A 12,537-nucleotide genomic window follows, 5' to 3' on the forward strand; every position below is an offset into this window, starting at 1 on the left:
TGCGGGCTTCAGCGGCGAGTCGCGTGGTGTCATGAGTGGCTACGGTCGAGTTCCGGCTCGTGCTGCGGCGTGTGACCGTGTCGGGGAAGCAGGAGCGGGGTGGTCAGGATGAGCAGTCCCGCGACCGTGAGAGCGGTGCGTGGGCTGGTGACGTCGGCGAGCAGCCCACCGAGCGCGGTGAGGATAGCGATGGACGCCTGCTGGCCGATCGACCAGGCCGACAGGGTGCGGGCGACGAGATGCTTGGGGGTGCGTTCGAGCCGGTAGGTGGCGAGCACCGGGGTGTACAGGCTCATGTTGATGATGATCGCCAGCTCGACAGCTATCACGGTGACGAGGCCGACGACGCCGGGACGGACGAAGGCCAGGCCGATCAGCCAGATGGCGCGCAGGGTGCCGACGGTCCGGAAGACCCAGTGCTGGCCATAGCGGGCCACGACACGGCGGGCCAGCCGGGAGCCGATGAGTCCGCCGACGCAGGGAGCGGCGAAGGCGAGGCCGTACTGCCAGGGCGGGAACCCGAGCTGGCGAAGCAGGAGCACGGCCAGCAGCGGCTCGGTGGCCATGATCAGACCGGCGACGAGCATCTGGTTGAGGTAGAGCGCCCGCAAGCCGGGATGGCCCATGATGTGTCGCCAGCCGTCAAGCAATGCGCCCGCCCGCGCCGGGCTTCTGTCGGTTGGTTGCGGCGCTTCTTCTCGGCCGCGGATCGCGGTGATGCTCAGCGCAGAGAGCAAGTAGCTGAGCGCGTCGGCCACCACGGTGATGACCGGCCCGAACAGGGCGATCGCCGCCCCGCCCAGCGGTGGCCCGACCGCGATGGAGCTCCAGTTCGTGGACTCGAACCGCGCGTTGGCCACGAGCAGGTCATCCGGCCGGACGAGGGCCTTGAGGTAGGCGCCGCTGGCCGCGTTGAAGGCGATCTTGGCTGCGGCGACCAGGGCCGAGATCACGAGCAGTTGGGCGAAACCGAGCCATCCGAAGGCGTAGGCGACCGGGATCGTCGCCATGACCGCAAACCGGGTCAGGTCCATCGCGATCATGACCCGGCGCTTGCGTCGAAACTCCACCCACGGCGCGAGTGGCAGCGCGATCAGCGCGCCCACCGCGGGCCCCACCGCGGACAGCGCCGACACCTCAGCGGGGCTGGCGTGCAACGCCAGCACGGCGATCAGCGGGAATGCTCCGAACCCCAGCCCGGACCCGTAGGCGCTGACCGCATATGCCGCCCACAACCAGCCGAACTGCCGGCCCAACGGTCTCCTGCCCACCATACTCAGCGCGCCCCCTTGATGTCCCACCCGAACAGACTGACGTTGACCAGTGAGAGCTAAGCGAGCAGCACAGCAGCAGGTCAAACAACCGCCCTGCCAGCGATTCACAACCATCCGTTGTTCACCAAGGTGGACCGGCGTGGATCTCGAAGCCGTACGTACCTTCGTCGCCGTCGCGGAAGCGGACCAGTTCCAGGAAGCCGCCGCCGGCCTGTCGATCACCCAGCAGGCCGTCTCCAAGCGCATCGCCACGCTGGAGGAAGACCTGGATGTGCGCCTGTTCACCCGCACCGCCCGCGGCGCCCGGCTCACCATCGACGGCCAGGCGTTCCTGCCCCACGCCCATGAACTTCTCCGGGTGGCGGAGCGGGCTGATGCGTCCGTCCTGGCCGGCGCGCTCTACGCGTCGATGTCGTCAACCGGCGGATCGTGACAGCGGGGCTTCTCCAGGACTTCTACCGCATGCATCCTGAGATCGAACTGGATGTCGTAAACCTGGACGCCGACGTCGACGGCGCAATCGCCGCTGTCGAAGCCGGGACGATCGACGCCACCATCCACGCGGTTCCCCAGTGAGGCTCATCGGCTGCTGTCGCCGGGAGCGAGCAGGCTCGTTGGCTCGGCGATCGCCTCTGGGGAGGGCTTGAAGTAGCGGTGGACGTTCTCCGGCCTCTTGTGCCGGGACTTCGCCATGAGCATCGGACCAATGGCGCCAGTGGATGCGGACGGGTTTCGGCGCGATCTGCATCCACCGAGCGAAGTCCCGCGCGTCCAACCGCGTCGCCCGGTCCCCATGCACTCCCCACCCGGCCGAAAACCTCCGCCACCGCAGCAGGTCCATCCCCTACGAACGGATCGTCGTCGCCGGACGCGAGCACGCCTGGGGCTCCGCGCAGAACACCGCCACGGGGGGGTGAAGACTGCCCCCCCTCCGAGTCGAGCAGCGTGTAGGGCCGCGCCGGGTCCGCTGTCTCCGCCATCGCACCGGTCGGAGAACTCGTCACCGGCAGCCTCTGTGAGGCGGTGCTGAACGAGCCCCGGAGCCCGTGGCCGGGTCTGCCGACGGGTCAGGAGCGGGGGTCCACCAAGATCTTGACGGCCGTCTCGTTGTGGTGGATCAGGGTCTCGAAGCCTTCGGTCACGAGGTCGTCCAGGCCGATGGTCCTGGTGATGAACGGCGCCAGGTCGATGCGCCCTTCCTGTACGAGCTCGATGGTTTGCGGGTGGGAGTTGACGTAGGCGATCGTGCCGCGCAGGTCGACCTCCTTGAGGACGAGTTTCTGCATGTCGAGCGACGCCGGCTTGCCCCAGATCGAGATGACGGTGATGACGCCGCTGGGCCTGATGGCGTCCAGCAGTGTGTCGAGGACGACGTTGACGGACGTGGCCTCGAATGCGACGTCCGCGCCCTTGCCGCCGGTGAGGCGCCGGACCTCCTCGGCAACGTCGGTGACGGCGGGGTCGATGACGTGGTCGGCGACCCTGGTGTCCAGCGCCTTCTGCCGGCGCAACGAGCTGAGCTCGGTGACCGCGACCTCGACGCCCATCGCCTTGAGCACCGCGCAGGTGAGCAGCCCGATGGGACCGGCGCCGCCGACGAGGGCGAAGTCGCCCGCCTTCGCGCCCGAGCGCTGGAACGCGTGGTATCCCACCGACAGCGGCTCGATGAGTGCCGCCTGGTCCAGCGGGACGTCTCCGACCGGGTGGACCCACCGGCGTTCGACGACGATCTTCTCCGCGAGCCCGCCGCCGCGGCCGCCCAGCCCGATGAAGTTCATGTCAGGCGAGATGTGATAAGTCGGGTTGTTCTTGCTCGTGTCGACGTCGGGGCGCAGGATGTAGGGCTCGACGACGACGTGGTCGCCCGGCTTCAGGCCCTCGACACCATCGCCCACCGCGTACACGACGCCGGACATCTCGTGCCCGAGCGTCACGGGAGCGGACTCGCCCGAGACCGGGTGCGGGTGGCCGGCCGGCGGGACGAAGATCGGTCCGTCGAGGTATTCGTGCAGGTCGGTGCCGCAGATCCCGCAGTACGCGACGTCGATGCCCACCGTGCCCGGTCCTACAGTGGGCTCCGGGATGTCCTCGATGCGGATGTCACCGCGGTCGTAATAGCGTGCGGCCTTCACTTCGGGCAGGCTCCTTCGTCTGTTTTCTGCTCACGCCTCGCGTCGAGTCTTGCCGTGGAATGAGGCACGCACCTCGCGCGACGCATTCACACTAAAAGCCAACAGTACGGTTCAATACGGTCAGGCGCTCGCGCCGTAGGTGGTACCTGTTTCCGCGTCCGGAGGGTTGCTCGCCTCGGATCGATGACCCCGAGCTACGGGTAGAGGTCGGCGATCCGCCGCATCGTCAGACCGGGCAGATGGGCGCCCCGGCAACCCACGCCCCTCGCGACCGCGAGTGGCAGGGCGCCGATCGGTGCGGGCTGGTCGACCACGACGAACACGGTCCCGTGCTTGGCCCGGAGCTCGGGAGCCCCATTGCGGGACCACGAGAAGGGTAATGGGGGTAGAACGGGATGACGTCTTGGACCGTACGGGCTTCCGTGGTCCTCGTCTGGCCCCCTCACGCCGATGGCACCGGCCCCCGTGGCGGGGGCCGGTGCCATCGGCCAGGTGGTGCGCTCAGGCACCGTCAGCGCGGTACGTGGACCCAGGGCGTCAGCCCTGGCGCGCGTCCGTGACCTTCCCCGTGAGGAGAGGGCCCTCCAACCACTCGTTCTCCTTGAGGATGTTCACCTGCATCCGCAGGGACTCCTCCGACTCGGTCAGCGCGTCGGTGACCGTGGGCACGGACACTTCGGTGCTCGTCTTGCCCTTGGGGACGGACACCCAGAGGGAGGGACTGTTCGTGGACAGGGGCCGCTCCGGGTCGGCGTCCTCGCCGAGGCTGGAGAGCCACTCCTCGTCGACGTCCTTCGTGGACAGCTCCGTGCCCTCGCGCACCGGCAGGAGGTCGAACCTCGTCTCGATGCTGATGTCGGCGGGCTGAGAGAGCTCCACCTTCCAGGTGAGCTTCTGGCCCTCGGTGACCGAGTCGGCGACCGGGGTCACGCTGACCGTGGGCATGGGGTCGTCGTTCTCGACGAGCACGCCCCCGAAGGCGCCGCCGACCGCCGTGCCGCGTACGGCCTTGGCCGCGACCTCGTGGCTGAGGTCGTAGTTGAAGCGGGAATTGCCCTTGACCGTGATCGGCACGTCCACGGAGCCACCGGCCTTCACCGTCACGGTGCGGACGGTGGACTCGTGGGTCTCCGGGTCGCGGACGGCGAGCTTGATCACGCCGGTGCCCTTGCCGGTGACCTGGACGGGCACGTTGTAGGTGCGGGTGCCGGAGTCGCCCTCCTTGACCGTCAGCCTGCCGATGTCGACCCGCGAGAGTGCGACGGGGCGTACCGCCGGGGTGCCGGGGCGCCAGCCCCAGGCGTCCATCAGCCAGAACTCGCCGGAGCTGCTGCGCGGGGTGAGCTCCAGCGACTGCGCCCGCTTCAGGTCGACACCGGCGCTGACGGCGGCCTTCAGCGGGACGCGGACCTCACGCGCCCAGTACGCGGCCGTCGAGTCGGAGCCGGGGAGGCCGTCGACGGTGACCTGACCGAGCCCCACCCGCTTGCCGGAGGTGTCGGTGAGGGCGACGTCGAGCCGGGTGCCCCGGGTGTTCGGCGGCACCATCACCCGCAGGGCGAGCGCGTCGGAGCCCGCCAGCGAGAAGGCGCGCTCCGGCGTCAGCCGGACCGGGGTGCCCGGCGTGGTCCAGCGGGCCGTGACCGCGTTGCGGCCCGGTTCATTGGTGGTGTCCGCCCAGGACGCGAAGTGCGGCGATGCACCGGGGGCGGAGTCCGGTCGGCAGGCCTGGGCGGGGCTCGTCGTGACCTGCTGGCACACGCGCCCGTTCGTCACCGAGAGCGGGTCGTCGGGCCGGATCGCCGGGGTGCGGTTGCCGCCGACGGCGTGGGTCAGCACCCGGGCGGGGTCGGCCGAGGGCGCGCGCCGGTCGGAGCCGTCGAGCAGCGGGCGGACCCGGTCGTCGCCCGCGAGGAAGAGCCGCGCGGCGGCGGCGATGTAGGTGGCGCCCGCCGTCTGCTGCTGCTTGGCGCTCAGCCGGGTCTCGGCCCGTGCCGAGCAGACCGGGTCCGGGTTGGCCTTGTCGTCCCAGAAGTCGTCGGCGGCCGGGCCCTCGGCCTGGCCGGGCGTCCACTCCGTGTTGAAGAAGTTGTGGTTGGCGCCGACCATGTACACCGCGCTGTGCAGCGCCGTGCCCTGGCCGATGCCCCGGGTGCCGTCGAGGTAGATCTGGCCCTGGAGGTTGCTCACATCGCCGTCACAGCCCGGCAGGAGGGTCATGGAGGGCACGTCGGGCGTGGGGTTCTGGCCGAAGTTGGTGGGGCCGATCAGGACGGTGCCGCGGATCCGCCAGCCCACCGGCCCCCGGTAGCCGTCCTCGGCGGGCGGCGGCGGGGAGACGCTGTCGAGAGCCGCCCGGTTGACGCCCTCGCCGCCCCGGGAGTGCCCGACCAGGAGCACCTTCGAGAGGTCCGCGGGCTCCGTCGCGCGCACGGCCTCGGGGGCCTTCGCGGGGCTCGCACCCCACTCCGCCCAGCGGGCGAGGTGCTGGCGCACCAGGGACGAACGGGCCTGCGCCCCGAAGTCGGCCGCGCGGCCGTCCTGCGCGTTGACACCGTTCGCGGAGATGGAGACCGTCACATAGCCCTGGGATGCCAGGAGCTTCTGGTCGTGCAGAAAGCCGCGGTAGCTCGGGATCTCCTTGTTGCCCGGCTTGCACGGCCACTCCATGCCCGCGCTGTTCTTGCCGGGCTCGTAGCAGGTGGCGCCGCGGCCGTGGACGAAGAGCGCCAGCGGTCGCTTCCCCGGCGCGTCCGTCGGGCCGACGACCGTGGCGCGCATCTCCACGGGCTCGGCGTAGCCCGGCAGCCTCACCGACTTCAGGGAGTACTCACCGCTGATGGTGTGGTACTTACCGGCGACACCGGGATCGACCGGGTTGGCGGGGAACGGCTCCTGGGGTGCCTCCGCAGCCGACGAGCGCCGCTGACGGGGTGCCTGGTCGGCCTTTGCGGCGTCCAGCCGCCGCGAACCGGCGACCACCTGGAGTTCGCTCACCGGTCCGACCCTCGCCCCGTCGAGGCGGAGCCGGAAGGTGCGTTGGTCGGGGGAGGGCTCCGGGACGCCGAGGGTCCGCTCCCCCGAGCGGAACTCGACCAGGGCGCCACCCATGCCCACGGGCTCGGGTGAGCTCCAGACCAGCTCCCCGCCCTCGATACGCCATCCCTCCGGCAGCCGCTCCCCGGAGGTGCCCGGCGGCGCGCCGGGTATGGACTCAGTGGCCGGCTGCGCATGCGCCAGCCCTGGCACACCCGCCGCCAGCGCCACGGCCGCCAAGGCAGCCGTCAGCGCGCGTGAGACCTGTCTCACGATGGTTTCTCCTCATCGTTGGTCATGCTTCAGCGCCCCAGGAATCCCAGGGGCACCCCCCGCACCGGGAGAGAGTGACGCGCCATCACCGGTTGCCCACCCCGGGGAATCTGACAGGAATCTGACAGGAATCTGACAGGAGTCAGACGGGGTCAGCCGGGAGTCATGGGGCCGGTCCGCTGATCAAGGGGTCCTGGCCCGGAGCGACGGTCCGGGCGGCGGTGTGAGCTGCGACAGAGAGGTCCGGCGGGCGGCGAGGGCCCGGCACCGCCAGTGGGGTCGAACTCCTCAAACAATCAACGTCCAAAATCGATGGCCAGCCGCACGTCGCGCTGGGTGAAGAGGATGGCCTCAGCGTCGTCGCCTTGCCGGCGGTGGCGCAGCTACCGGCCCCGGCACGAGAACGGGAGTCGGAAGCCTCAACCGGACGGCGTGACCAAGGACCACACGCCCATCCACTGTTCGGCGCCCCACGCCTCGTACCGTTGCACCTCGGTGAACCCCAGCTTCGCCGCGAGGCGCATCGAGCGGTCGTTGGCGGTCCGGGTGCAGAGCACCACCGGCTCGCCGGGAAGCGCGTCGGCGAACCAGCCGAGCGCCGCCGCGCACGCCTCGGCGGCGTACCCGTGTCCCCATGCCTCCGGCAGGAGCAGGTAGCCGAGTTCGGCCTCCCCGGCATCCGGACGGACACGACTCCGACGCTCCGCGTCGCGCCGGTTGAGCTCGATGGTGCCGATCATCGCTCCGTCGAGCTCGATCACGAAAAGGCCGGGGCGCCTCTCGGGCGTCTCAGGCAACGCGCGCTCGCACTCATCACGCGGCCGAGGGCCACCGAGGAGAACAGCTCGATGAACGCCGCACGGTCCCGGGACTCGGGCTCGCGGAGCACGAGCCGCTCGGTCCTGATCGGGGCAGGTGGTCAGGCGGCGGCTCCGAGTTCAGTCATGGCGGGCAACCCATCGCGCGCCCGCCGGCCAGGGGCCTCAGCCGACCGACAGCGGCAGCAGCTTCGGACCCGTCGGCCCGCTCTGGTTGTCGGCGTCCATGGCCGGGCGGTCCGGCGCTGATCGCGGCGCACAGCGCCTCGGTGGTGTCGGGTCGGACGGCCACTGTCACGCGCACCGGTGCGTCACCGTCTCAGGCAGGCTCGACCAGGCGGTAGCCGATCCTGCGGACGGTCTCGATCGGATCCGGGGGACCGAGCCGACGGCGGAGTCGGCCGATCAGCGCGTCGACCGGGTGGGATTCCGGCTGGTGCTGTTCGGCGGCGCAGCACTTGGCCAGCTGGTCACGGGTGACCAGCGCGCCGCCGGCCAGCATCAGGGCCCGAAGGACAGCGGCCTCCGTGACGGTCAAGGTCAGCGGTACCCCGCCGCGGGTGAACTCATTGTCGTATCGGCCCCATTCCAGGTCGCCGACGCGTAGCCGGGACGCCTGGGCGGGAACCACGGGGGCGCGGCAGAGGCTGCGCATCCGGGTGGCCAGTTCGGTGGTGTTGAAAGGCTTGACCAGGTAGTCGTCCGCGCCCTGTTCGATGAGGGCCGCCCGTTCGCCGTGCGAATCGAGTGCGGTGAGCATCAGGACCGGGCGGGTCCAGCCGGCCCGGCGGTGGGCGGCGACCAGGCGGAGGACATCTCCGTCGGGCTGAGCTCGGTCGGCAACAAGACCGTGGCAGGTGGTGGCACCCAACTTGAGGTCGGCGTCGGCAAGGTCGGCGGCCACGTCGACGTCGAAGCCGATCCTTCGCAGGCACTCGGCAATCACTGCCGCAAGCTCCGAGTCGTGCTGCACGACGAGTATGCGCATGCCGTCGGATTCTAGGCGGTGAGTGCCGGGGGCCGGTGCTTTGCGGTGAGCGGCCCTGGCCGGGGAGGGGGCGGCCTTGCCCCACTCGGGAGTCTTGTAGGCCACCGGCTCATGGGGTCCGTCACCGGGTGGGTCTGGTTGGTCTAGGGCCTGTCCGGCGGATCAGGGTCGGACAGGGCGCGGCGTCTGGTGCGGTGCATCGCAAGGCGCCGGAGCGTCCTGATAGCGGAGCTGTCCGGGCGTTTCGGCAACGCCGCGAGGTGCCGTGCCAGACGCCACGCCCCCGGCCATGATCCGCCGGACAGGCCCTAGTCGTCTGCCCCGTGCTCGTCGGCGGTGCCACCATGGTGGTTCGGGATCAGACCCTGGGCGTCTTCGCCCGTCTCGAGCAGATCGCCCTCGACGCCTACGACCGCATCGTCGGTATGCGGAGCTTGTGCGCGCGGCGGGGTCAGGCGGGGCGGACACGTTGGCGTACTCCCGCATACAGAACGTTGTCGGTCGACGCAGCTGTCGGTAACGGGCGTTGGACTCCTCCGCCGTACCGAACCCCGCGTACTGCCGCATCGCCCACGGCCGCCCCGTATGCATCGTGGGACTCACCCCACGCGTGAACGGACAAGCCCCCGGGTGGCCGGCCGCACGGACGGCCACCATGGCCGGATCGCCTGAAGCGGCGGTTGCATCCGCCCCGGGAGCGGATGCGTCAGGCCTGCTTGCGGGACCGGGCCTGCGGGGACAGGTGGCGGGCCAGCACGTCCAGGGCCTCGGTGACCTCCTTGAGCCCGTCGGGATCGTCGCCGAGCGCGTCGGCCAGCGCGCCCTCGATGGAGGTCGCCCTGACCTGGGCCATCCGGTCGGAGGGACGGGCGGACTGCCGGACCAGGAGGCGGCGGCGGTCGGCGGGATCGGGGTTGGTGACCACGGCGCCGGCTTCCTTCAGCCGGGCCACCGCGGTGGAGACCTGGCTCTGCGGAAGACCGGTACGGGCCGCGATCTCGCCGACCGCGCTGTCCGGGTGGGTGGCCAAATCGCTCACCACGATGAGGACCGAACGTACACCGCCGCCGTAGCGGGCCGCGCCGCCCTCAGGCTCGGGCATCGCGCCCTCCCCGATCTTCATGAGAGTGCGTCCCAGCAAGAACAGCTCGACTCCATCCATGCCACCACATTACATCGAGTTCGATGCATCTTCCAGAGATACATCTCCCGGAGATGCATCCCCGAGACCCCGGGACCCCGACCCCCGCACCCCCGAGCCCCCCAACGCCCGTCGTGCACCACCAGAGCCCGCGGGCATCGGGATGCATCGAAACAGATACAACAACCCCGATATATCTATCTTGATACATCGAAGAGGATGGGTTAGCTTCGAAGCAGACGCCGGGACACCGGCCATCGACGGACGAAGGAGACGGTCGTGCTCAAGTGGCGCGGAAACCCCTGGGCAGTCCTGGTGACGCTCTCGCTCGGGTTCTTCATGACCCTGCTGGACCTGACGATCGTGAACATCGCGATCCCCGACATGATCAACGGCCTGGGAGCCTCGCTCGACCAGACCCTGTGGGTGGTCAGCGCCTACGCACTGACGCTCTCGGTGTTGCTGATCACCGCGAGCCGGCTCGGCGACATGCGCGGCCCGCGCAACCTGTTCGCCGCGGGCCTGGTCGTCTTCACCCTGGCAAGCATCGCCTGCGGATTCGCCCCGAACGCGGCGGCCCTGATCGCCGCCCGCGGAGTACAGGGGCTGGGCGCCGCCCTCCTCGTGCCGCAGACAATGACCCTGATCGTGTCCGTCTTCCCGGCTTCACGGCGCGGCTCCGCGCTGGGCATCTGGGGCACGGTCGCGGGCCTGACCACCCTGTCCGGGCCGACCCTCGGAGGCATCCTGGTCTCGGCCGTGGGCTGGCGCTGGATCTTCCTGGTGAACGCGCCCATCGGGATCGCCGCGCTCGCCCTCACGTTCCTGATCGTCCCCGACATCCGCCCCGCCCGCACCCACCGCTTCGACCTGATGGGCGTTCTCCTCGCCACCGCCACCCTGTTCTGCCTGGCGTTCGGTCTCCAGGAGGGCGAGCGCCACCAGTGGGGTCCGGGCATCTGGGCGCTGCTCGCCGCGGGGGCGGCCCTGGCCGTCGGGTTCCTGCTGCACCAGCGCGGCCGGCAGGGCCGTGAGCCGCTCGTCCCCTTCGCTCTCTTCAAGGACCGCAACTTCACCGTGATGACCGTGCTGGTCGGACTCGTCTCGATCGCCATGCTGGGGCTGGTGCTGCCCTTCAACCTCTACCTCCAGTCCGTCCTGCACATGAGCGCGATGAAGGCGGGCCTGGTGCTGGCCCCCTCCTCCCTGGTGTCGATGGCCCTCGGCCCGTTCGCCGGGCGCATGTCCGATCGGATCGGCGGCAAGTACCTGATGATCACCGGGCTGGCCCTGTACGCGTCCGGCATCCTCGCCATCGCCTTGATCGCGGGCCCCGCGACCTCCTGGTACGCATTCGTCCCCGCCACCCTGCTCACCGGGCTCGGCGTCGGATGCATCGTCGCCCCGATGTCCACCGAGGCCATGCGCAACGTGCCGCCCCAGCTCGCCGGTGCCGCCTCCGGCGTGAACAACACCGTCCGCCAGATCGGTTCGGTCATCGGTGCCGCCGCTGTCAGCGCCCTCGTGCAGGGACAGCTCTCCGCCGGGATCTCGGCCGGCCAGACCTACTCGGCCGCTTTCCTCTCCACACTGCACAGCAGCGTGGCCCTGCCCATCACGGTCCTGATGGTCGGTCTGCTCGCCTGCCTCCTGATCCGCAACCACACCAAGTCCCGCACACCGGCCGCCAACCCGGCCACGACCCCTGCCGCTCCTCCGGCCGAGGCCGGCCCCCGGACCGGTCAGGCCGTCGGCACCGCAGCGGGGCAGGCTGACCGGAAAACGTTTTGGACGAGCTTTAGAGGTCATCTCATTTGGCGAGTCTGCGGTGGCAGATGAAGGTGCGGGCGATGCCGGTGAAGGGCGCGGCTTTGCGCTCGTTGCTGCGGTTGAGGCGGCGGCAGTCGGCGAGCCAGGCCATGGTGCGTTCGATGGTTTAGCGGTGGCGGTTCGCGCTCGGAGGCCGCGCCTACGTCGACGCGGCTTCCTTCCTGCGGTCCGATGGACCGTCTCACGGCTGGGACTGTCGGTCAGATGCCGGGAGCCGCGAGGTAGGTGAATCCGTCTGCTGCCAGGACGATCCCGGCGGCGTTGGTGACCCGGACGTCAGACGGGCCAGCCCCGCCGTCGGGGGTGGGCGGGGCGACCACGGACAGGGTGGTGTCGTTGATGACGGTGAACGGGGCGTGAACGGCACCGAAGGTGACCGATTCGGTCGTTGCGAAGCTGGTGCCGGTGATGGTCACCGCCGTTCCGCCGGACGCCGGGCCGGAGTTGGGGGCGATGGTGGTGATGGTCGGGATGTCGACGTAGGTGTACGACAGGCCGTTGTTGGTGCCGCCCGCGGTTGTCACGCTCACCGACACGGTTCCGGCCGCGGTGCCCGCGGGCACAGTGACGCTGATCTGGCTGTCGGTGACGACCGTCGGGGTGGCGGTGACAGTGCCGAAGGACACACTGGTCGCGGTGGACAGCCCGGTGCCGTTGATGGTGATGACGTTGCCGCCGCCCAGCGGGCCGGAGGTGGCACTCAGCGAGGACTCGAACGGGGCGCCGACATAGAAGAACGACACCGGGTTACTGACCCCGCCCGGGGTAGTCACAGTGACCCCGACCGTACCGGCCCCCGAGGGAGACACGGCAGTGACCTGCGTCGGCGAGACCTGGGTGACGCTCGTCGCGGAATTGGAACCGAACTTCACCGCGCTGGTGCCGGACAGGTTCGTGCCCGTGATGGTCACGAGGGTTCCGCCACCGGTGGAACCCTCGTTCGGAGAGATAGGCATGGTTGTTCTCCCTTGCTGGATGAGAGGGACGGAGAAGCCGCAAACCGGTCGAACGACTACTGCTGCCTGCCGGTCGGTAGCCCAGGCGA

Annotated in this window: 7 protein-coding genes and 5 pseudogenes; 2 read left to right on the plus strand and 10 right to left on the minus strand. The window is 70.0% G+C overall.

All coding sequences use genetic code 11. The features are described 5' to 3' along the window. Positions 1–29 precede the first annotated feature (29 nt). Positions 30–1,274, minus strand: a complete 1,245-nt coding sequence (locus OG520_RS41280; RefSeq protein WP_331748213.1) for an MFS transporter — start codon at positions 1,272–1,274, stop codon at positions 30–32. Positions 1,275–1,413: 139 nt separating this feature from the next. On the opposite strand from OG520_RS41280, the pseudogene OG520_RS41285 reads away from it, so the two are divergent. Next, positions 1,414–1,841 (plus strand): annotated as a pseudogene (locus OG520_RS41285) (LysR family transcriptional regulator); the annotation flags it as partial. Between the two features lie 500 nt (positions 1,842–2,341). Here OG520_RS41285 and OG520_RS41290 read toward each other — a convergent pair. The 7 genes and pseudogenes from OG520_RS41290 to OG520_RS41320 all read right to left on the minus strand — a co-directional run bounded on the left by OG520_RS41290 (position 2,342) and on the right by OG520_RS41320 (position 9,683). Continuing rightward, positions 2,342–3,406: a 2,3-butanediol dehydrogenase gene (locus tag OG520_RS41290; protein ID WP_331748216.1), complete on the minus strand. Its 1,065-nt coding sequence runs from the start codon at positions 3,404–3,406 to the stop codon at positions 2,342–2,344. 197 nt (positions 3,407–3,603) lie between these two features. Continuing rightward, positions 3,604–3,891, minus strand: a pseudogene (locus OG520_RS41295) (IS110 family transposase); the annotation flags it as partial. Positions 3,892–3,943: 52 nt separating this feature from the next. Continuing rightward, the gene (locus tag OG520_RS41300; RefSeq protein WP_331748219.1) at positions 3,944–6,715 is read right to left on the minus strand and encodes a hypothetical protein; all 2,772 of its coding nucleotides are present in this window, start codon (positions 6,713–6,715) and stop codon (positions 3,944–3,946) included. A 419-nt stretch (positions 6,716–7,134) separates the two neighbouring features. Further along, a pseudogene (locus OG520_RS41305) lies at positions 7,135–7,622 on the minus strand (GNAT family N-acetyltransferase). A 230-nt stretch (positions 7,623–7,852) separates the two neighbouring features. Next, the gene (locus tag OG520_RS41310; RefSeq protein WP_406016737.1) at positions 7,853–8,521 is read right to left on the minus strand and encodes a response regulator transcription factor; all 669 of its coding nucleotides are present in this window, start codon (positions 8,519–8,521) and stop codon (positions 7,853–7,855) included. A gap of 507 nt (positions 8,522–9,028) precedes the next feature. Beyond that, positions 9,029–9,163: pseudogene (locus OG520_RS41315) on the minus strand (methylmalonyl-CoA mutase family protein); the annotation flags it as partial. Positions 9,164–9,227: 64 nt separating this feature from the next. Beyond that, positions 9,228–9,683, minus strand: a complete 456-nt coding sequence (locus OG520_RS41320) for a MarR family transcriptional regulator (protein ID WP_331748225.1) — start codon at positions 9,681–9,683, stop codon at positions 9,228–9,230. A 258-nt stretch (positions 9,684–9,941) separates the two neighbouring features. Here OG520_RS41320 and OG520_RS41325 point away from each other — a divergent pair, with 258 nt between their 5' ends. Next, positions 9,942–11,501, plus strand: a complete 1,560-nt coding sequence (locus tag OG520_RS41325; protein ID WP_331748228.1) for a DHA2 family efflux MFS transporter permease subunit — start codon at positions 9,942–9,944, stop codon at positions 11,499–11,501. Here the strand turns inward: OG520_RS41325 and OG520_RS41330 are convergent. Together OG520_RS41330 and OG520_RS41335 are read right to left on the minus strand one after the other, a co-directional pair. Further along, positions 11,473–11,595, minus strand: a pseudogene (locus tag OG520_RS41330) (IS5/IS1182 family transposase); the annotation flags it as partial. The gene OG520_RS41325 and the pseudogene OG520_RS41330 overlap by 29 nt on opposite strands. A gap of 97 nt (positions 11,596–11,692) precedes the next feature. Further along, on the minus strand, positions 11,693–12,448 hold the full coding sequence (locus tag OG520_RS41335; RefSeq protein ID WP_331748231.1) for an IPT/TIG domain-containing protein: 756 nt from the start codon (positions 12,446–12,448) through the stop codon (positions 11,693–11,695). Positions 12,449–12,537 lie beyond the last annotated feature (89 nt).

Origin of the sequence: Streptomyces sp. NBC_00984 (genome assembly GCF_045162475.1) — a bacterium.
Classification (GTDB): Bacteria; Actinomycetota; Actinomycetes; order Streptomycetales; family Streptomycetaceae; genus Streptomyces.

Excerpts from the sequence above, each read along its gene's own strand:
- OG520_RS41280 (WP_331748213.1), bottom strand. The coding sequence starts at position 1,274 with ATGGTGGGCAGGAGACCGTTGGGCCGGCAGTTCGGCTGGTTGTGGGCG.
- OG520_RS41310 (WP_406016737.1), bottom strand. The coding sequence starts at position 8,521 with ATGCGCATACTCGTCGTGCAGCACGACTCGGAGCTTGCGGCAGTGATT.
- OG520_RS41320 (WP_331748225.1), bottom strand. The coding sequence starts at position 9,683 with ATGGATGGAGTCGAGCTGTTCTTGCTGGGACGCACTCTCATGAAGATC.
- OG520_RS41335 (WP_331748231.1), bottom strand. The coding sequence starts at position 12,448 with ATGCCTATCTCTCCGAACGAGGGTTCCACCGGTGGCGGAACCCTCGTG.